This is a genomic window from Corallococcus interemptor (genome assembly GCF_003668875.1).
In the GTDB taxonomy this organism is placed as follows: domain Bacteria; phylum Myxococcota; class Myxococcia; order Myxococcales; family Myxococcaceae; genus Corallococcus; species Corallococcus interemptor.
Genome location: NZ_RAWM01000031.1, coordinates 59,521 through 77,618 on the forward strand (window position 1 = coordinate 59,521; position 18,098 = coordinate 77,618).

An 18,098-nucleotide genomic window follows, 5' to 3' on the forward strand; every position below is an offset into this window, starting at 1 on the left:
GTTCGTCATGTGCCCGGCGCCCGCCCGTGTGCAGGCCAGCGACGGACCGTATCAGCAACAGTAAAAAGCCCTCAACTATTTAGGGGACCGTGACCATCCCCCGTTTTCGAGCTTCGACTCTATAACGGAGGGGTCTTCCGTTCGCTTGTGGCCAGCGGAAGGGCCCACAACGAGTGTCGGGAAGCCACCTCGTGCGATGGCGCATGGGGTTCGACGGAGCGCGGCAGGATGCCGGGGAGCCACAGCGGCTCACCATGCGCGTCCACCACGACGGGCTGCGCGTCGCGCGCTTCCGACGGGACGCGGGCATCCACCAGCGCGTCCTGCACCTTGCGGTGGCCCGCGCGCGTCCGGACGCGGTCTCCCTGCTGCCTCGAACGCACCGTGAGAGGCCACGCCGTGTCCACCTCCAACACCAGGGCCAACACGCCTGGGGGAGGCATTCCTTCCGCCACCTGGAAGCGCCATGCGCCAAAGTCGCCGAGGGCCCCCGGCCCCGGGAGCAGGAGCGGCGCGGGCGGCGCTTCCCGTCCAGGCCCCACGCAGCGCACCCGCCCGCCGGTGGCCTTGAGCTGGAGCCCGTCGCTGAGCGGCATGACGCCCCCGCGAGCCACCACCTCCCTCGCGCGCGCCAGCGTGGCGTGGTCCACCCGCGCGCCCGCCGTGCCCAGCAGCCGTGCGAGCACGCGGCGCGACAGCGGAGGCTCCAGCGCGCGCAGCCCCACGGCATCCAGCCCGCCCCCGGGCACCACCAGCCGCTCCCAGGCCGCGTCCGCCATGTTGGCGAGCAGGGCTTCGTCCTCGGAGGCGAGCCGCGCGAAGGTGGCCAGGTGCTCCACGGTGCTGAAGCCCGCGGCCCGGTGCAGCGCGGGCAGCACGTCCTGGCGCACGCGCGTGCGGAAGAAGGACGGGTCCGCGTTCATCGGATCGCTCACGAACTCCACCCCCTCGGTGGCCAGGAAGGCGAGCACGTCCTCGCGCGAGCACGCGAGCAGCGGGCGGAGCAGCGTGGAGGCGCGCGCGTGGATGGCCCGCGCGCCCTTCAGCGCCGTTCCCCGCGCCAGGCGCATCAGCAGCGTCTCCGCCTGGTCGTCCAGCGTGTGGCCCGTGGCGATGAAGTCCAGGCCGCGCTCCTGGCGCAGGACCTCCAGGGTCGCGTAGCGCGCCTCCCTCGCCCGCGCCTCCAGGCCTGCACCGGGGACGAGCTCCAGCCGCCGGACGTGGCAGGTCAGGCCCAGGCGCGTGGCCAGCCCCACGACGGAGGTCACCTCCTCCGCGGCCTCCGCGCGCAGGCCATGGTCCACCGTGGCCACCTCCACGCGCATCGCCAGCGCCTCACGCACGCGCGCCGTTCCAACGAGGAGCGCGGTGGAGTCCGCGCCGCCGGAGACCGCGAGCAGCACCGAGCGCGAGGCGGCGCCGTGCTCGGCATAGGAGCGGGCGAGCGCGGCGGGCAGCGGGGAACTTTCGAAAGACGCGCGGGGCATGGCGCCAGCGTTCGGAATGGAGTGTGGGGTGGCCGGGTTACAGATTCGCGGTGGACGGAAGGCGTGGGAAGGCAGTCGATGATTCCCACAACGGCGGAACGCGGGGCGGAAATAGAACGGCGCCTCGCGGTTGTTGGCTGGAACGTTCTGGACTTCATGACGTTGGACCTAGGGGTCCCCCCCCTCCCCCTCTGGGTCCACGGGGCCGCTCGGAGATTCGCTCCCTGCGGTCCCTCTTTCCGGAACGCCCCGGTCTCCCTCGCGGAGGCCGGGGCGTTTCTCTTTTTTCCCTGCCACACATTGTCGGAAGCGGAGCGTTCAGCCTCCGGGCGCACGCTTGAGTGCTCCGAAACCGTTGACCCTTCAGGGCGTCTGTCGGATAACCGCTCCGGTGTGTTCAGGTCGTCACCTCGAATCCGCCCCGGAGACCCAGGCATGGCAGGCACCGACAAGCGCAAGCAGTCGCTGTACTTCCCCGAGGAGATGCTGAAGGAGATCCAGGAGGAGGCGAACCGGCAGGACCGCTCCCTCTCATGGGTGGTGCAGCAGGCCTGGAAGATCGCCCGCGACCGCATCAAGTCATTCCCTGCCGTCAATGACGTGACGGGCGACGAGCGCACGGACCCGCGCGAAGAAAGGCCGTAAGGCAGGGCAATGGCCACCACGGATCACCGCAAGCAATCCCTCTACTTCCCCGAGGACATGCTGGAAGAGATCCAGCGTGAGGCCACGCGGCAGGACCGTTCCCTGTCGTGGATCGTCCAGCAGGCCTGGAAGGTCGCCCGCGCTGACATCCGGCGCATGCCCTCGGTCAACGACGTGCTGGGCCCCCTGCCTCCACGGCCGGTGGCCGCCGCGGCGCAGACGGCCACCTCCGCTCCGGCGGTGGTGACCTCCAGCGCCCCGGCCTCCTCGGACGAGCCCTCCAAGCCTTAGGGGCCTTCGTCCTCCCCCCGGCCCCCGTGAAGCCTTGCATCCCGCGCACGACGTCAGCGCGGGGCAGGCCGGGCGGGCCGGGCGCAGTTGGTGAAGACGATGCGCGGGGCCTCCTTCAGCGCCTGGACCGGGCTGGGGTACGTGCTCTTCATGTACGCCGCCGCGATGTTGGCGTCCGTGCCGCCGGATTTGCGCGCCGTCACCGGGTTGCGGTCCGGGTCCTGTCCCGCGTTGCCCAGGATGCCGCCGTAGCCGTCGCCTCCCTCCAGCAGGAACGTGGACATCGCCACCCGGTAGCGGATGGACGCGTCGTCGCGCGCGGGGATGGCCACGTCGCGGCCTCGCACCCGCAGCCCTGTCACGCGCTGGCCCCTGGGGCGCGCGCAGTCCACGCGCAGCGTGGTGCCCTCGGAGACGTGAAGGAAGGCGCCGGAGGGCGACACGATGGACTGCCCCTCCACGGCCAGCCCCTCCACGGAGTGCTCGAAGAGGTCCACGATCTGCTTCTCCGTGAGGTCCACCGTCACGAGGAGGTTCTCGAAGAGGATGACCTCGTGCAGGACGCCGTTGGTGAGCGGCCCCGTGCGCAGGGACGTGCGGGTGACGCACAGGCCCTCGTCGCGCAGCGAGCCGCCGTTGATGATGCCCAGGTCCGTGGGCTTCGCGGCGCCGTCCTCCGCGTGGAGGAACGCGTCCGCGGCCAGCTGCCCCAGCGCGTTGTTGTCGTGGCGGGTGAAGGCGTTGCCCAGCTGGACCTCCTCGCCCAGGTAGCCCACGACGGCGTCGGGGTCGTCCACCAGGGGGACGCAGGAGTCGTTGTACGCGAGGCACCCGGGCAACAGCGCGAGCGCCGCGAGCGCGGCGGTGAGGTGGCGGCGGTCCATCAGTAGAAGGCCCTCAGGGTGAGGTAGCCGGACACGCCCTCGCGCGGCAGCAGGCCGGTGACGCGGTCCGGCCGGGGCACGTCGTCGCGCAGGTCGTGGTCGAAGAGGTTCTGCGCGTAGAGCGTCACCTCGAAGTGCTCCCAGATGGGCTCGGTGCGCAGCTGCGCGGTGATGAGGCTGTAGGCGGGGATTTCGTAGCGGCGGATGAGCTCCAGCGTGGAGCGGTTGTTGTTGCGGCGCTCGGCGCCGGAGCGCACCACCACGTCCAGGTTCAGCCAGTCGCCCAAGGGCATGGAAACGCCCGCGTTGAAGCGCGCCTGGGGCACGTCCGTGAGGAGCCGGGCCTGGTCCGGCAGCTCCAGGTCCTGCGCGCGGGACAGGCTGGCGTTGACCCACGCGGCGGCGCGCTTGGACGCCTCCAGGCGGGCCTCCGCCTCCACGCCGTACACGCGCACGCCCAGCTCGCGGTTGCGCAAGGGGACGATGTTGCCGCTGGTGTCCACCGGGGTGATGGGCGAGGCGAAGTTCTGGAGGAAGGCGTTGGCGCGCACGCGCACGCGGGTGTCGCCCGCGGCCTGGACCAGGTCCATGCCCAGCTCGAAGGTGTCCACGGTGGTGGGCTTGAGCAGCGGGTTTCCCTCGAAGCGGCCCTGGTTGTAGTCGGTGTCGGGGATGCGCTCGACCAGCTCCTGGGGCGTGGGGGCGCGGAAGGCGCGGCCGTACAGGGCCTTGAGCACGAGCGCGTCCGACGCGGCGATGACCAGGCCCACGCGCGGGTTGACGCGCACCACCATCTTGCTCGCGTCGAGCGCGCCGGATGCGTCTTCCGCGTCTGGCAGCTGCGTGGCGTCCAGGCGCAGGCCGAAGGTGAGCGTGAGCGCGGAGAGCACGGTCCACTGGTCCTGCGCGGAGAGGCCCAGGTTGAGGCGGCGGGAGGCCGCGCCCTGCGTGAGGTCCACGAGCCCTTCCGGAGCAGCGGGGCTGGGGCGCAGGCGCCCGTCGAGCGTGTAGTTCGTGGTGTAGGCGTACCGGGACAGCGACTGCTGTTCCGCGACGAAGCCGAGGGTGAGGTGGTTCTCCTTCGTCAGCGCGAGGTCCGCGTCCACGGAGGCGGTCACGGTGCGCACGGTGACCTGCGTCTGTTCCTGGAGGCCGTCGGGGAAGAGGCGCTCCAGGCCGCTGCCGGTGCGGAAGTCGTGGGGTGTGAGCTGGAACAGGCGGTCGGTGGACTGCTGATCGAAGCCCAGCCGGGCGCGCACCTGGCCGTTGCCGGAGAGGGGGCGCTCCCAGGTGAGGTCCGCGAGGAGCACGTCCCAGGACAGCTGGGAGTCGTTGCCCACGGTGTCGAACAGGCCGACGAGCGCATCTCGCTTCTCCGAGAGGTAGCGCGCGGTGACGCCCACGCGGCCGGCGCTGTCCAGGCCGTAGGACACGCCTCCGCCCACGTTGAGGAGGAAGCGTCCGTCGCGGGTGCGGCCCGCGGGCTGGTCCACGTCGCGCAGGCCCTGGGCCACGGACTCGTCGTCGAGCGCGTCATGGTCGATGACGAGCGAGTCACCTTCCTGGGACCAGAGGTCCAGGTCCGCGAACAGGCGCAGGTCGCCGGTGGTGTGCGCGGCGGACAGGTGGCCGTCGGTGGCGAGCGCCAGGCGGCCATCGTCGCGGGGCACGCCGCCGGTGGTGACGGCGCCACGGACGCCGTCGGCGTGGGTGGTGACAAGGTTGACGACGCCCTGGAAGGCGCCCGCGCCGTAGATGGCGGAGCCGGGGCCGCGGATGACCTCGATGCGTTCCAGGTTCTCCACCGGCAGGTTCATGAGGGCCTTGCCGTCGAAGAAGTTGTTGAGGCGGTGGCCGTCGAGGAGGAAGAGGACCTCCGCGTCGTTGCGAAGGCCCCGGATGGCGGTGCGGTGGAAGCCCTGCACGTCGCGGCTGACGGACACGCCGGGCACCACGTCCAGCACGTCGGCCACGGTGCGGGCGCCGAGCGCGATCATCTGCGCACGGTTGAAGGACGCGCCAATGGCCGGCACGGTGCGGACGGCCTCCTCCTGGAGGGTCGTCACCGAAAGGACGTCCTCCGCGCTGTAGAGCGCCAGGTCGTCATCCATGGAGCCGGAGGTGCGAGTGGCCCCGGAGCTCGAGCGGCCGGTCGTCCGCGAGTCCTTTCCATCCGCGCGGGTCGAGGCGCGCTGGCCAGAGGCATCCGTACGGTTCGAGACTCGCGAGTCCGCACCGCTCACGCGAGTCGAGGCGCGCGGGTCGGCCACATCCGCGCGGTTTGAACCGCGGGAGTCCGTCCCCCTGGAAGGGCTCGACGTCCGGGAGTCCACGCTGTCGGTTCGATTCGGGGGCCTTGTCTCGGCACCCGCCGTACCTGCCGGGCGGCCCGACGCAGGTGGCGGCGCTGAAGAGCCCGCCGCGTCGTCGTCCTCCCCTCCCCCGGACGGCGGCGTGAAGGCATCGATGGCGGGCGCGGACTTCGGGTCCTCACGGGCTCCCTTGCGGCCCGGCGGCGCGCGACCGGGCGGTGGCTCCGGAAGCTGCGCCCCCACCATCACCCTCGCGGGCCGGAGCGCGGACATGAAGAGCGGCGTGCGCGCCCCGTCCACCATCGCCGCCTCGACGAAGTACTCCACGCCGGGTGACACCATGTGCTCCGCGGGAATCACCGCGCGGTACAGGTCCCCGTACTGCCGCTCCATCGGGACCTGGACGTACGGCTCTCCCGGACCGCGATAGCGGACGAAGAGCTCCAGCACCCTGCCGCCATCCACCAGCGTCGCATCCAACTGGAGGGACTGCCGGGCCTCCGCGCGCGGCGGCGCCGCATGCAGCAGCGCGGGCTCCTGCGCGTGGACGGGGGCCGCGACGAACACCACGGCACAGAGGATGAGCGTACGAGGAAGAACGGTCTGCAAGATTGACGACGATGGTCCGTTGCAGGGCCATGCGAGTCAAGCAAGCCACCTGCCCCACGTCCCGCTGATTTTTTGCCGCACCCGCGAGCGCATGCGACGGTGCCCACCGCTCCATGCGTGCGTCGCTCGCCCTCCACCTCGCCCTCTTCCGCCGCCAACGCGCCCAGATCGCCCGGGTGGTCGAAGGCCGCACCGAAGCCTTCCGCGCCTACGAGGCCCGCTACCGCCGGCGCACGAGCACCTATCAGCGCGTGGTCACCCTGCCCCACGTGCACCAGCGCATCGCGGCGTCGGACTTGGTCTACGTCGGCGACTACCACACGCTGCCGCTCGCCCAGCAGACCTACCTGGAGCTCGCGGAGCGCGCCCTCGCCTCCGGCCGCCGCGTCGTGCTGGCCCTGGAGTGCGTGGAAGGCCGTCACCAGGCGGCCCTCGACGCGTACCTCGCGGGGCGCCTGCCCGAGCGCACGCTGCTGTCCCGGCTGGGCCACGGCCCCAACCCGGGCTTCGGTCCCGGCGCCGGCATCCGCGCCGTGCTCGCCTTCGCGAAGCGCCTCAAGCTCCAGGTGGCCGCCATCGACCGGCGGGCCCAGGGTGAGCGCTCGCTCGCGCTGCGAGACGCCTTCGCCGCCGAACGCATCGCCCACGTGGCCCGCGCGGAGGACGTCCCGCTGGTGATGGTGCTGGTGGGCCAGTTCCACGCCGCGCCCTGCCACCTGCCCGCGCAGGTGGAGCGCGCGCTGGGAGACACCCACCCGCGCCGGAGCCTCGTTGTGTACCAGAACGCCGAAGGGCTCTGGTGGCGCCTCGCGCGCGAGGGCCGGCTGGGCGGCGCGGAGGCCGTGGAGCTGGCGGACGGCGCGCTGTGCCTGATGAACGCCTCGCCCGTCCTCTGCCAGCAGAGCTTCCTGGACTACCTGGAGGCCGAGGGCGACGACGCGCCCCTCCTGGACCGCAGCGCCGCGGAGCGCTTCCGCGACATGGCGGAGCTCATCGGCGGGCTCGCGGGCGTGCCCGTGGGCCGCGAGCTGGACTCGGTGGAGGTGACGACGGCGGCGGACGGCGACGTGCTCGCCCGCATCCGCCGGCGCGGCCGCTTCACCCAGGCGGAGCTGTCCCAGCTGCGCAAGCACATCCTGTCGCGCGAGAGCAGCTACATCCCCCGCGCGCGCACGGCCTACCTGGCGTCGCTGTCGCTCAACCACGCCGCGGAGGAGGCCGCCCACTTCGTGCGCCACTGCGCCGTGGGCGACGCCATGGACGCCCCGCGCGGCGCGTCCGAGGCCTTCTACGCCCGCTGCCTGGAAGAGGCCCTGGGCTTCTTCGGCTCCAAGCTGATCAACCCGCGCCGCACCTGCCCCAACGTGACGGAGTGGGCGAAGCGCTTCGGCGAGGCCCGGGGCCTGGAGCGGCAGATCGCCGCCTTCGTGCTCGCCCACAAGGCCACGGAGTCCGAGGCCCCCGACGAGGCCGTGAAGCTCCTCCCCCTGCGCCGCGACCGCCTGTTCCACGGCGTCAGCCACGCGCTGGGCTACCTCTTGGGGGACAGCCTCTACCGAGCCTTCGACGCCGGCCAGGTGGACACCGCCGACGTCCGCGCCCTCTTCCGCGATCCGTTCGAGGATCCACGTGGGGCGTACCTGACCTGGGCCGCCCGCCTACGCGGTCCGTAGTGAATCCCGCACGCGCTTGAAGCTACATTCCGGCGGATGACCTCATCTCCTCGTCCTCTCCCGGGCGTTGTGTCCGCCGTCCTCCTGGCCCTCGCGGTGGGCCTCGTGCTGCCAGGCTGCTTCCCCGCGCAGGGCGCCTGCGTCCATGGCTCGTCCATCTACTTCTGCAATGAGGACACCGAGGACGAGTGCCGCGACTTCTGGTGCGATGGCTGGGACTACTGCGGCTACTTCGACGGGGACTCGTGCGAGGAGGCCGGCTTCTCGGAAGGCACGACCTACCTCTCCTCCTACTCGGAGCCGAGGACGCCGGACTGGAGCTTTGGAACGCCGTCCGGCGGTGGGGGCGGCGGGGGTGGCGGCGGCGGCACCAGCGGCGCGTGCGCCTACTACGACGGGAACCTGAACCGCGTGCTCTGTGAGCAGCGCACCAACGGGGCCAGCTGTTCGGGCAAGTGGATGGGCAGCGGCACCAACTGCTCCACCATGAAGTGCACGAGCAACACCGACCCCAACACCTGCACCGTGTCGGGCGGAGGCTCGGGCGGCACCTGCACGTCCACCTACCAGGGCCCCACTGGCGACGCGCAGGTCTACACGCAGTGCGCTTCGGTGTGGAACTACCGCTGCCAGCAGAAGAACGACAGCGCCGCGGACCAGAACTGCCTCGTCTACGACTCGCTCGAGGCCACGGTGGACTGCCCGTACTGCCCTTGAGCCCCCGGGCTCGGAGACCGGCGGGCCGCGCGTCAGCGGCCCACCGGGAGCACGGAAGACTCAGGCGGGATTGGCGATCGTCTTCGGCGGCAGCTTGAGGACCTGGCCCACCTTGATGTGGTCCGGGTCCTTGAGCTGATCCTTGTTGGCCTCGAAGATCTTCGTGTACAGCTTCATGTCCCCGTAGATGTCCTTGGCCAGCTTGCTGAGCGTGTCGCCGGACTTCACGGTGTGCAGGCCGTACGGTTCGGCGTGGGTCACGGTGAGCATGACCATGACCTCATCGTTCCACTTCGGGTGCTTCGCCTTGATCTGATCCCACATGCGATCGCGGTCGAAGGCGTGGTCGACGCTGCCCTTGATGACGAGCTTGCCGTTCTCCTCGCGCGTTTCGATCTTCGCGCCCACGTTCTTCGCCACGTCCAGCACATCCTGGTAGTCGTTCTGCAGGGCCATCCGGCGTCCTCCTGTCGTGAAACCGCGAACTCAAGCACCCTGCCCGCGGGCCATGACGGGCCACCGGCAGGGGCCTGAACGAAGCTCAACACTGCGGCGCCGGGAGCTGTTCAGAGCACCACGTCCGCGCCGGGCTCCGGCTCCGGCTCGGCATTGAGGGACTCGGGCGGCGCGAAGGTGCCATCCGGCCGCAGCTCGCGAAGGACCTGCTCGCGGCTCAGGCGCACGGCGCGGATGGTGCCGTCCGGCGACAGCGCGTAGACGAGGTCCTTGTCCGCCGCGCCCACGAAGAGGCCTCCCAGCGCGGGATAGAGCATCACCAGGGCCAGCTCCGTCTCCAGCGGCCCCGGGAAGAGCACGTGCGCGTGCGCGGAGAACGGAGGCCGCTCGCCGTCCGCGTCCGGCGCGACGGACACGGGGATGAGCCCCTGGTGCAGGGGCAGCTCCTGGAGCTTCTGGCGGCCGTCCTGGCTGAACTTGAAACGGAAGTCGCCGCCCAGCAGGTACAGGTTCGAGTCGTCGAAGCCCTGGAGCACGTAGACGGTGATGCCGCCGTCCTCCTCCACCACGACGGGGTTGAGCTGCTTGCGGCCATGCACCTGGAAGACGCGCTCGCAGGCGGTGCTCACGGCGCGGGCCAGGGCGTCCATGCCTTCGGGCAGGGACGCGACGGGGAAGTCCTCCATCTCGCCGGAGAACTCGATGGGCGCGCGGTAGGCGTACGCGGGGACGAACGCGTCCTGCGCGTTGAAGCGGCCAAACACGGCGTACCAGGCGTTGCCACGCGGCACCGTGAAGAACCAGTTCATCCGCGCGCGGTCGAGGTCCGGACGCGCGAGCAGCAGGTCCGTGGCGCTGATGGCGCCCTTCTCCGATTCAACGATGTACCGGGCGCGCTTCTGCACGCGCTGGAGCTCCCCGTCCGCCACCAGCACCACCGGTGACTCCGGAGTGGACTCGGGGGCCTGCGCCGCCACCGGAGCCTCCGTCGCGCCGGAGTGCGCGCGGCAGCCAGCGGTCAAGACGACGAGGGCGACGACGAGACTGCGAAGCATGGAGGCTCCCGCGGACGAAAGGGCCCGGTCAGTCTGTGCCGGCCGGGGCCCTCGCGTCACGTCCCCCACTCACGGCGGGGACCTCAGGCGCCCTGCTGCGTGGGCGCCAGCGCCGCCCGGATCTTCTCCTTCAGGGCCTTGCGGCGCTCCTTGAACTGCGCGCGCGTGGCCTCATCCACCTGGCCGTTGCTGGAGGCGCGCGCGGCCTTCATCTCCTCGTGCAGCTGCTTCGCCTCCGCCTTGAAGCCATCCGCCTGGGCCTGCGTCAGGCGCCCTTCGGCGACCTGCTTGTCCAGCCGGTGCTCCATGCGGCCGAACTTGTGGCCTCCGCCGTGCTTGCCCCGGCGCCCCTCGCACTGGCCGGCCTGGTTGGCGGAGCCGGACGGCGCGGCCGTCTGCGCGAGCACGGGCACGGCGAAGAGCAGCGTGGCGACGGCGGTACCGCGAAGCATGGACTTGAGCGACATGGTGTGTGGACTCCGGGTTCAGGTCAAAACGCTCCGGGAGCAGCCGTGCAGCCTGCTTCCCGTCGCGCTCTGACACTCAAAACCCCGGAGCCCACGGAAGGTTAAATCGCTCCGGTTACTGGCAGTCCGAGAGGCTGTAGGTGAAGTCCTGGCGCGGCGTGTGGCCCGGGTCCTGGTTGATGGCCGCGATGCTCAGGTCCGTGTACGACACCGTCTGCGTGCCGCCGATGACCATCTGCGTGCGCTGCACGCGCGTGGTGGACAGCACCACCTTGCCAATGGAACCGGTGGGCTCGACGCGGTAGCAGTTCATGATGCGCGGATCCACCGTGGAACGGCGGCACTGCGTGTACTGCCCCAGGACCGTGCGCTTCTCGTACGTGCAGCGGCAGTCCCAGGGGTCATAGGCCTCCACCACCGTGGCCGCCTCGTAGCCCGTGGCCGTCTGCACCACCTCCAGGTAGCTGCCGTCCTGCGGCTGGGTGCAGCGCATCAGCGTGTCACCCACGGCGCCCTGCTTCACCTCCGCCAGCGCCGGCTCCACCTTCACCTCGGCGCCCGCCTCGATGGCCTGCAGCGGATCCCTCGCGTCCGCACCCTCACAGCCCAGGCCCAGCATCGAAACACCCAGCAACACGACCGCGGACAGACGCAGCGACAGCTTCATGGACGGCTCCTACAAAAGGGGGGGATGTCCGGAGGGACCCGGACATCCCTTCTGTAGGCTCTCGCGGGGGCCGGGCGCAACGATCGTCTGCGTCACGAACGCGATACGGGCTTCAGGGCGCGCGTGGCCATGAACGTGGCCATGAACGTGGAGAGCAGGTCGCTGTTGCCTTCGTACTTGTCCTCGAACAGGTGCGTGAGCACGAAGCCCGCCGCCATCTGTCCGCCCAGCTGATCCTCCAGCGAGTGGCCCACGCACATGGGCTCGTTCTTGTCGCTGTACCGGCGGCGCTCCTCGTCGGTGAGGCTGGTGAAGTCGGAGTACGGCATCGTGTACTTCAGCCGCATCACGCCCTTCTCTTCTTCAACCGGATCGAAGAGGTAGCGCACCGGGTCGCAGATGCCCGATAGCAGGACGCCGCCCGGGCGCAGCACGCGGAAGGCCTCGCGCCACACCGGGAGGATCTCCGGCGCGAAGCAGTTGGAGCACGGGTGGAAGATGAGGTCGAAGCTCGCGTCGGCGAACGCGGACAGGTCGCGCATGTCGCCCTCCACGAACTTCATCGCCAGGCCCTCGCGCTCGGCCACCTTGCGGTCCTGCCCCAGCTGCGCGGACGAGAGGTCGAACACGGTGACGTTCGCGCCCGCCGCCGCGAACACCGGGCACTGCTGGCCGCCGGCGCTCGCCAGGCCCAGCACGTCCTTGCCCTTCAGGTCGCCAAACCACTCGCGCGGCACGGGCTTCGTCGGGGTGAGCACCACGCTCCAGTCCCCCTTTCGCGCGGCGGCGATGACCTCCGGGGACACCGGCAGCGTCCACTTGTTGCCGCGCCCCACCTCGCCGTTCCACGCGTCGCGGTTGTACGTCCGCACATCCAGCTCAGTCTTCATGCAGCACCCGTCCTTCCATGCCTCCGGCCACGGTGACGACCTCACCCGTCACGTGCCCGGAGATGCGATCCGACGCGAGCGTCACGACGACGCGCGCCACGTCCTCTGGCTGCCCCACCTTGCGCAGCGGCATCGTCCGCGTGACGCGGCCCACGAACTTCGGGTCCGTCAGCTTGTCGCGGTTGCGGCCCACTTCCGTCCAGCCCGGGCACACCACGTTGACGCGGCCCATGGGGGCAATGCGGTGCAGCTCGTTCTTCAGGCTCTTCACGAAGCCCGCCGCCAGCGCGCCCTTGGCCGCCGCGTAGTCCGTGTGGCCCGCCTCACCAAAGAGGCCCGCGGTGGAGCTGATGATGACGATGGCGCCCGTGCCCGTGGTCTCCACGTGGCGCAGGAACGCGCGGCAGCTCAGGAACACGCTGTCCAGGTTCTGCGCCAGCGTGCGGCGCCAGCGCTCCAGTGACATCCGCCACAGCGGCTCATCCGGCGCGGGATACACGCCGGTGTTGCACACCAGCACGTCCAGCCGGCCCAGGTCCTTCACGGCCTGCGGCACCAGCGCGTCCACGTCCGCCTCCACCGTCAGGTCCGCGCGCACGGCCGCGCCACCCACCTCGCGCGCGAGCGCCTCCGCCTTCTCCTGGCTGCGGTGGTAGTGCACCGCCACCTTCGAGCCCTCGCCCGCGAACGCGCGCACCAGCGCGGTGCCGATGCCGCCCGCGCCACCCGTCACCAGCACGCCCTTGCCTTGCAGTCCCGTGTCCATCGCTTCGCGACTCCTCGTGGGCTCCCGTCAGAGCGGGAGGAATGCGCGGCATGATGCCCGAGCCGTCCCGGGGGGACAGCCATGCGCTGCAGGCCGGGCAGCGGGACGAAATGCGCGTGGGGTTCCTGACAAAAACGAAGGCCCGGGGCATCATCCGCTCCCGGGCCTCGATTCACGTCTGCTGGAGTCCTCAGCCCAGGCGCAACAGCTGCCGGGCCTGCTCCGGCGTCGCCAGCTCGCGTCCAGCGGCGCGGGCCCGCTTCGCGGCCTCCGCCACCAGCTCGAAGTTGCCCTTCGCGAGCACGCCCTTGGACAGGTAGATGTTGTCCTCCAGGCCCACGCGCGCGTTGCCGCCGCGCTTCGCGGCCTCGTCCACGAACGGCAACTGCTGGCGCCCCACGCCCGCCACCGTCCAGGAGCTCCCCTCCGGCAGCGAGGCGATCATGAAGTCCAGCACCTCCGGCCGCGCCTGGAGCGTGCCCGGGACGCCCAGCACGAAGTCGAAGTGCGCCGGCAGGTCCACCAGCCCCTCCTTCGCCAGGTAGCGCGCCTCGTCGATCATCCCGACGTCGAAGCACTCCAGCTCCGGCTTGAGGCCAATGCCCTTGATGCGCTTCGCGATGTCGCGCACCAGCGGCCGGGGGTTCCAGAACACCTCTTCCCCGAAGTTCACCGTGCCCGTGGTGAGCGTGGCCATGTCCGGCTTGTCCGCGCCGGTGAGCGTCAGCCCGCCGCACCGCTCGTCCACGCCCATGCCCACCGCGCCGCCCGTGGACACCTGGATGAGGATGTCCGTGCGCTTGCGGATGGCTCGGATGGCCGCGCGGAACAGCTCCGCGTCCTGCGACGGCTTGCCCTCCGCCGTGCGCACGTGGATGTGCACCATCGCGGCGCCGGCCTCGCGGCACTTCACCGCGTCCTCGGCGATCTCCTCCGCGGTGATGGGCAGGTACGGCGTCTGCTCGCGCGTCGTCTCCGCGCCCACCATGGCCGCGGTAATGACCATGGGCTTGCTCATCGCTTCACCCGCTGCTTGTCCTTGGGCACCACGCACGTGCCCGAAGCGCGGCACACCACCACCGCCTCCGGCAGCACGTCCGCCGCCGAGTCATTCACGTCCGGCCGGGGCTTGATCACCTTGCGGGCCTCGAAGCGCATCTTCCGCGACGTGTTGCCCTCGGAGATGATCTCCCCTTCCGCCTCGATGAAGTCGCCCGCGTACACCGGGGCCAGGAACTCCACGGAGTCGTAGGCGCGGAACAGGCCCTCGTCGCCGTCCGAGCGGATGCACAGCTCCGTGGCCACGTCCCCGAACAGGCCGAGCATCCGCGCCCCGTCCACCAGGTTGCCGCCGTAGTGCGCGTCATGGCTGCCCATGCGCAGCCGCAGTACCGCCTTCGTGCCAGTGCTCACGAGGGTTCCCCCTGGTAGTGGGAGTCCGCGGACTCCGTGCCTTCCTTCTTCATCACCGCGTGCACGATGTAGTTCGCCACGTCGGACGGCTTGGTGCCCGGCCCGAAGCCCGCGTCGAAGCCCAGCTCCAGGGCCAGCTTGTGGTCCACGCGCGGGCCGCCCAGCAAGAGCAGCGTCTTGCCGTGGATGCCCGCCGCCTTCGCCGCGTCGATGAACTGGCGCGAGTTGTCCTTGTGCACGTCGCGCTGGGTGACGACCTGGGAGACGAGGATGGCGTCCGCGTGCTTCGCGGTGGCCTTCTTGATGAGGTCCTCGTTGGGCACCTGGCTGCCCAGGTTGAACGCCTCGAAGCCGGGGTAGCGCTCCAGGCCGTAGTCGCCCGCGTAGCCCTTCATGTTGAGGATGGCGTCGATGCCCACCGTGTGCGTGTCCGTGCCCGTGCACGCGCCGAAGACGACGATGCGCCGGCGCACCTTCTCCTTGATGAGCGCGTTGAGGTCGTCGAACCCCATCTTGCGCACCACCACCTCCGGCACGTCGATCTCCGCGTAGTCCAGCGTCACGTTGGAGCGGGCGTAGACGACGAAGAACGTGTACTGGTCCGCCGCGCGCTCGGCGGCGGCCACCTTCACGTCCGTGAAGCCCATCTTCTTCGTGAACTGGGCGGCGGCCTCCTTGGCCTTCTCCGACAGCGGCACCGGCAGCGTGAAGGACAGCTGCACCATGCCGTCGTCGCGACGGTCGCCGTAGGGGCGGATGATCTGCTTGCTCGGCTTCACCATCGAACTACCCCTTCTTGGGCGGCGTGAAGCTCACGCTGGTGCCCACCTTCTCCGCCACGGCGGCGAAACGGTCCTTCTTGCCCTGCTCCATGTAGAAGACCACCGACCACGTCGTCTTCCCGTTGCAGCCCACGTACGTCACGGTGTCCACGTTGCCGCTGCCGTCCGGCGCCGCGTCCGTGTCCGTCTTCGTGGCCGCCGGCTGGCCGCCGACCTTCAGCATCGTCCAGCTGTCGCCGCCGATGCTCGCGAGGATCTTCGTGCGGCACAGCTCCGCCTTCATGCCCGCGGTCTGCACCGTGCCCACGTCCACCAGGAAGTACGCGTCACCCGACGGCGCCAGGAACTTCTCCGAGCCGTCCACGTTGGAGCGCGTCCACGCCGCGGGCGCCTTCAGCGCGATGTTCTTCACCGTCACGCTGCTCAACGCATCCGCGCTGCCGCCCGCGGCCATCATCACAGCCACGAAAGTACCCAGGATCATGACGCCTCCAGCATTTCCAGGAACGGGTTGAAGTAATCCGGCGCCTTCTCCAGCACGCCGTCCAGGCCCTTGCCACCGGTCTCCTCGCGCTTCACGTCACCGAAGCGCCCCTTGCCGATGGCCGCCACCATGCCGTCGGAGTGGCACTCGCGCAGCAGCTCCTCCGCCTTGGCGAAGACCTCCCGCGCGCGGTTGGCGATCTTCCCGTCCTCACGGACGGTGAACTCCTCGTCGATGCCGCGGGCCGCGCGGTGGATGTACGACGCGGACTTGAGCGCCACGTACCGGTCCGCGAGCAGCGGCGTGTGCATGGCCTCCGTCATCATGCCCAGCAGTTGGATGCCCTGCCGCGTCCAGATGGCCACCAGGTCCGCCATCACGTCGTACGCGTGGCTGAAGAAGATGTCCGTCTCCTTGTGCTTCGTGGGCGGCATGTACTTGAGCGGCGCGTCCGGGAAGCAGCGGCGCACCAGCATCGCCTGCGACAGCTCCAGGAGCAGCGTGTCGTCGCGGTACGGGTCGATCTCGTACGAGTGCCCGATGCCCAGCTGCCAGTCCTTGAGGCCCGCGCGCTTGGCGAAGCACTCGTTGATGAACTGGCTGGCGATGACGGTGTGGGCCGCGTCGTACGCGTCCGCGGTGGTGATGTAGTTGTCCTCGCCGGTGTTGATGATGATGCCGGCCAGGGCGCAGATGCGGCGGCTGAAGTACTGGTCGATGAACGTCCGCCGCATGTTGATGTCGCGGAAGAGGATGCCGTACATCGCGTCGTTGAGGAGCATGTCCAGCCGCTCGTACGCCGCGCAGAAGGCGATCTCCGACATGCACAGGCCGGACGAGTAGTTGGTCAGCTGGATGTAGCGCTTGAGCTTGCGGCTCTCGTCGTCCAGGGCCTCGCGCATGACGCGGAAGTTCTCCTGGGTGGCGTAGGTGCCGCCGTAGCCCTCCGTCGTCGCGCCGTGCGGCACGTAGTCCAGCAGCGACTGCGCCGTGGAGCGGATGACCGCGATGACGTCCGCGCCCGCCTGCGCCGCCGCGCGGGCCTGGTCCACGTCGTCGTAGATGTTGCCGGTGGCGACGATGACGTACTTGTGCGGCGCGGGGGACATGGGGAACTGCTTGCGGAGCGCGTCGCGCTGGGCGATGCGGGACTTGAGCTCCGTCATCGCCGCTCTCGCCTCCTCGCGCACGGCGTCGCGCAGGTTCGCTTCCATCTCCGGGGACAGCGCGCCCAGCTTGTCCGTGGGCAGCGCGGTGATGCGCTCCACGGCGTCCAGCGGACTGCTGGCGCCCAATTGCAGCGCGCGGCCGTACCAGTACGCCGCGCCCCGGTTGAGCACCCCGGCGGACTTCAGCTTGTCCACCATCAGGTTGGCCAGCGGTACGCCGCGCGCACCCGCGCCGGAGATGCCAAAGAAGCGCAACACGGTGCGCTCATTGGAAACAGTGGTGTTGCGTTGGATGAGGTCGAAGATCGGATTGACGATCTCGTCCGCCAGCTTGCGCGCTTCAGCAATCCGCGCGTCGTCGATGAACGGGCCTGACATGCGCGCACCCTACCCGAGCGCAGCGTCCTTCGGCTCAAGAACGCGGCCCCTCGCACCGCCAGCAAGAGATGCCGCACCGCGCCTCTTGAATGGCGAGAAGCATCACGCGAACACCACACCGAAATATCGTTACCACCCACCACACCGAAAACCCGGTGCGTCCACCGAAAGACCGGTGGCGGCGATGCCTGCCGAATCTTCAACCCATTGAAAACACAGGAGACACCAACCCGGCACGGTGCGTGCCCTTGGGGCTGTCCGGCCCCTGGGGCGGCATCCTCCTGGAGGACTTCGCCCTCATCGAGAAGCTCGCGCGCTTCGACCGTGAGCGCATCCCGGAGCGCGTGGTGCACGCGCGCGGCGTGGGCGCCTACGGCACCTTCGAAAGCTACGGGGACTTCTCCAGCCTCACGCGCGCGTCCGTCTTCTCCCAGAAGGGCAAGAAGACGCCGATGTTCGTGCGCTTCTCCACGGTCATCCACTCCAGCGGCTCACCGGAGACGCTGCGCGACCCGCGCGGCTTCGCGCTGAAGTTCTTCACGGACGAGGGCAACTGGGACCTGGTGGGCAACAACCTGCCCATCTTCTTCATCCGCGACGCATCGACGCCGGAGCGGACGCGTGCGCGGGCGACAGCCGGGGCAACACCGCGCTCATGGGCGCCGCCTTCAAGAGCTACGCGGACGTGGTGAAGCTGCTCAACGCCCAGCCCTGCTCGGTGGACCAGACCAACCGGCTGGGCCAGACGGCGCTGATGTTCGCCGTCCTCTCCGGCCGCACGGAGGTCGCCGACGAACTCCGCCACCAGGGCGCCTCCCCCGCGCTGCGCGACGCCAGCGGCCGCTCCGCCGACGACTGGGCCCGGACCCAGACGCCGGAGGCCCCCGTCGCGCCCGCCCAGGTCCTGGAGGCCCCGACCGCCCGGGTGCGCTGAGGCCTGCCCCGGGGACGGC

19 protein-coding genes and 1 pseudogene are annotated in these 18,098 nt (G+C 70.2%); 6 read left to right on the forward strand and 14 right to left on the reverse strand.

What is annotated here, in order from left to right; genetic code table 11:
• Positions 1–119: 119 nt before the first annotated feature.
• Positions 120–1,487, reverse strand: coding sequence for a tRNA lysidine(34) synthetase TilS (gene tilS / locus D7X96_RS14405; protein WP_121769964.1), 1,368 nt, complete (start codon positions 1,485–1,487; stop codon positions 120–122).
• 435 nt (positions 1,488–1,922) lie between these two features.
• On the opposite strand from tilS, the gene D7X96_RS14410 reads away from it, so the two are divergent.
• Positions 1,923–2,132 carry a TIGR04563 family protein gene (locus D7X96_RS14410; RefSeq protein WP_014396356.1) on the forward strand — a complete coding sequence of 70 codons (210 nt, stop codon included), beginning with the start codon at positions 1,923–1,925 and terminating at the stop codon, positions 2,130–2,132.
• Between the two features lie 9 nt (positions 2,133–2,141).
• Positions 2,142–2,423 carry a TIGR04563 family protein gene (locus D7X96_RS14415; RefSeq protein WP_014396355.1) on the forward strand — a complete coding sequence of 94 codons (282 nt, stop codon included), beginning with the start codon at positions 2,142–2,144 and terminating at the stop codon, positions 2,421–2,423.
• Positions 2,424–2,476: 53 nt separating this feature from the next.
• Here D7X96_RS14415 and D7X96_RS14420 read toward each other — a convergent pair whose 3' ends face one another.
• Together D7X96_RS14420 and D7X96_RS14425 are read right to left on the reverse strand one after the other, a co-directional pair.
• Positions 2,477–3,307 carry a 5'-nucleotidase C-terminal domain-containing protein gene (locus tag D7X96_RS14420; protein WP_120550613.1) on the reverse strand — a complete coding sequence of 277 codons (831 nt, stop codon included), beginning with the start codon at positions 3,305–3,307 and terminating at the stop codon, positions 2,477–2,479.
• A complete protein-coding gene (locus tag D7X96_RS14425) occupies positions 3,307–6,228 on the reverse strand; it encodes a TonB-dependent receptor plug domain-containing protein (protein WP_121769965.1) in 2,922 nt (973 codons plus the stop codon). The genes D7X96_RS14420 and D7X96_RS14425 overlap by 1 nt, the downstream gene beginning before the upstream one ends.
• 113 nt (positions 6,229–6,341) lie before the next feature.
• Here D7X96_RS14425 and D7X96_RS14430 point away from each other — a divergent pair, with 113 nt between their 5' ends.
• Both D7X96_RS14430 and D7X96_RS14435 read left to right on the forward strand, forming a co-directional pair.
• Positions 6,342–7,901 (forward strand): ChaN family lipoprotein, encoded by a 1,560-nt coding sequence (locus tag D7X96_RS14430; RefSeq protein ID WP_121769966.1) that lies wholly within the window; start codon positions 6,342–6,344, stop codon positions 7,899–7,901.
• Between the two features lie 36 nt (positions 7,902–7,937).
• Positions 7,938–8,618, forward strand: coding sequence for a hypothetical protein (locus D7X96_RS14435; protein ID WP_147468302.1), 681 nt, complete (start codon positions 7,938–7,940; stop codon positions 8,616–8,618).
• A 60-nt stretch (positions 8,619–8,678) separates the two neighbouring features.
• Here the strand turns inward: D7X96_RS14435 and D7X96_RS14440 are convergent, their stop codons facing one another.
• The 11 genes from D7X96_RS14440 to kamD form a co-directional block, all read right to left on the reverse strand.
• On the reverse strand, positions 8,679–9,074 hold the full coding sequence (locus tag D7X96_RS14440) for a LysM peptidoglycan-binding domain-containing protein (protein WP_120550617.1): 396 nt from the start codon (positions 9,072–9,074) through the stop codon (positions 8,679–8,681).
• A 110-nt stretch (positions 9,075–9,184) separates the two neighbouring features.
• On the reverse strand, positions 9,185–10,129 hold the full coding sequence (locus D7X96_RS14445; protein ID WP_120550618.1) for a hypothetical protein: 945 nt from the start codon (positions 10,127–10,129) through the stop codon (positions 9,185–9,187).
• An 83-nt stretch (positions 10,130–10,212) separates the two neighbouring features.
• Complete coding sequence (locus D7X96_RS14450) at positions 10,213–10,596, reverse strand: hypothetical protein (protein WP_121769969.1); 384 nt, start codon at positions 10,594–10,596, stop codon at positions 10,213–10,215.
• 115 nt (positions 10,597–10,711) lie between these two features.
• Positions 10,712–11,263 (reverse strand): hypothetical protein, encoded by a 552-nt coding sequence (locus D7X96_RS14455; protein ID WP_120550620.1) that lies wholly within the window; start codon positions 11,261–11,263, stop codon positions 10,712–10,714.
• 92 nt (positions 11,264–11,355) lie between these two features.
• On the reverse strand, positions 11,356–12,153 hold the full coding sequence (locus D7X96_RS14460; RefSeq protein ID WP_121769970.1) for a class I SAM-dependent methyltransferase: 798 nt from the start codon (positions 12,151–12,153) through the stop codon (positions 11,356–11,358).
• Positions 12,143–12,919, reverse strand: coding sequence for an SDR family NAD(P)-dependent oxidoreductase (locus D7X96_RS14465; protein WP_120550622.1), 777 nt, complete (start codon positions 12,917–12,919; stop codon positions 12,143–12,145). The genes D7X96_RS14460 and D7X96_RS14465 overlap by 11 nt, the downstream gene beginning before the upstream one ends.
• Positions 12,920–13,109: 190 nt before the next feature.
• The gene (kce, locus tag D7X96_RS14470; RefSeq protein ID WP_120550623.1) at positions 13,110–13,937 is read right to left on the reverse strand and encodes a 3-keto-5-aminohexanoate cleavage enzyme; all 828 of its coding nucleotides are present in this window, start codon (positions 13,935–13,937) and stop codon (positions 13,110–13,112) included.
• Positions 13,934–14,332: a 3-aminobutyryl-CoA ammonia lyase gene (gene kal / locus D7X96_RS14475; RefSeq protein ID WP_014396341.1), complete on the reverse strand. Its 399-nt coding sequence runs from the start codon at positions 14,330–14,332 to the stop codon at positions 13,934–13,936. The genes kce and kal overlap by 4 nt, the downstream gene beginning before the upstream one ends.
• Positions 14,329–15,114, reverse strand: a complete 786-nt coding sequence (gene kamE, locus D7X96_RS14480) for a lysine 5,6-aminomutase subunit beta (RefSeq protein WP_014396340.1) — start codon at positions 15,112–15,114, stop codon at positions 14,329–14,331. Before kamE ends, kal begins: the two co-directional genes overlap by 4 nt.
• Positions 15,115–15,118: 4 nt before the next feature.
• Positions 15,119–15,598: a hypothetical protein gene (locus D7X96_RS14485; protein ID WP_120550624.1), complete on the reverse strand. Its 480-nt coding sequence runs from the start codon at positions 15,596–15,598 to the stop codon at positions 15,119–15,121.
• Entirely contained in the window at positions 15,595–17,145 is a 1,551-nt protein-coding gene (gene kamD / locus D7X96_RS14490) for a lysine 5,6-aminomutase subunit alpha (protein WP_121769971.1), read from the reverse strand. Before kamD ends, D7X96_RS14485 begins: the two co-directional genes overlap by 4 nt.
• Positions 17,146–17,402: 257 nt before the next feature.
• On the opposite strand from kamD, the pseudogene D7X96_RS14495 reads away from it, so the two are divergent.
• Positions 17,403–17,747 (forward strand): annotated as a pseudogene (locus tag D7X96_RS14495) (catalase); the annotation flags it as partial.
• Positions 17,748–17,800: 53 nt separating this feature from the next.
• Positions 17,801–18,079: an ankyrin repeat domain-containing protein gene (locus D7X96_RS14500; protein ID WP_244219583.1), complete on the forward strand. Its 279-nt coding sequence runs from the start codon at positions 17,801–17,803 to the stop codon at positions 18,077–18,079.
• Positions 18,080–18,098 lie beyond the last annotated feature (19 nt).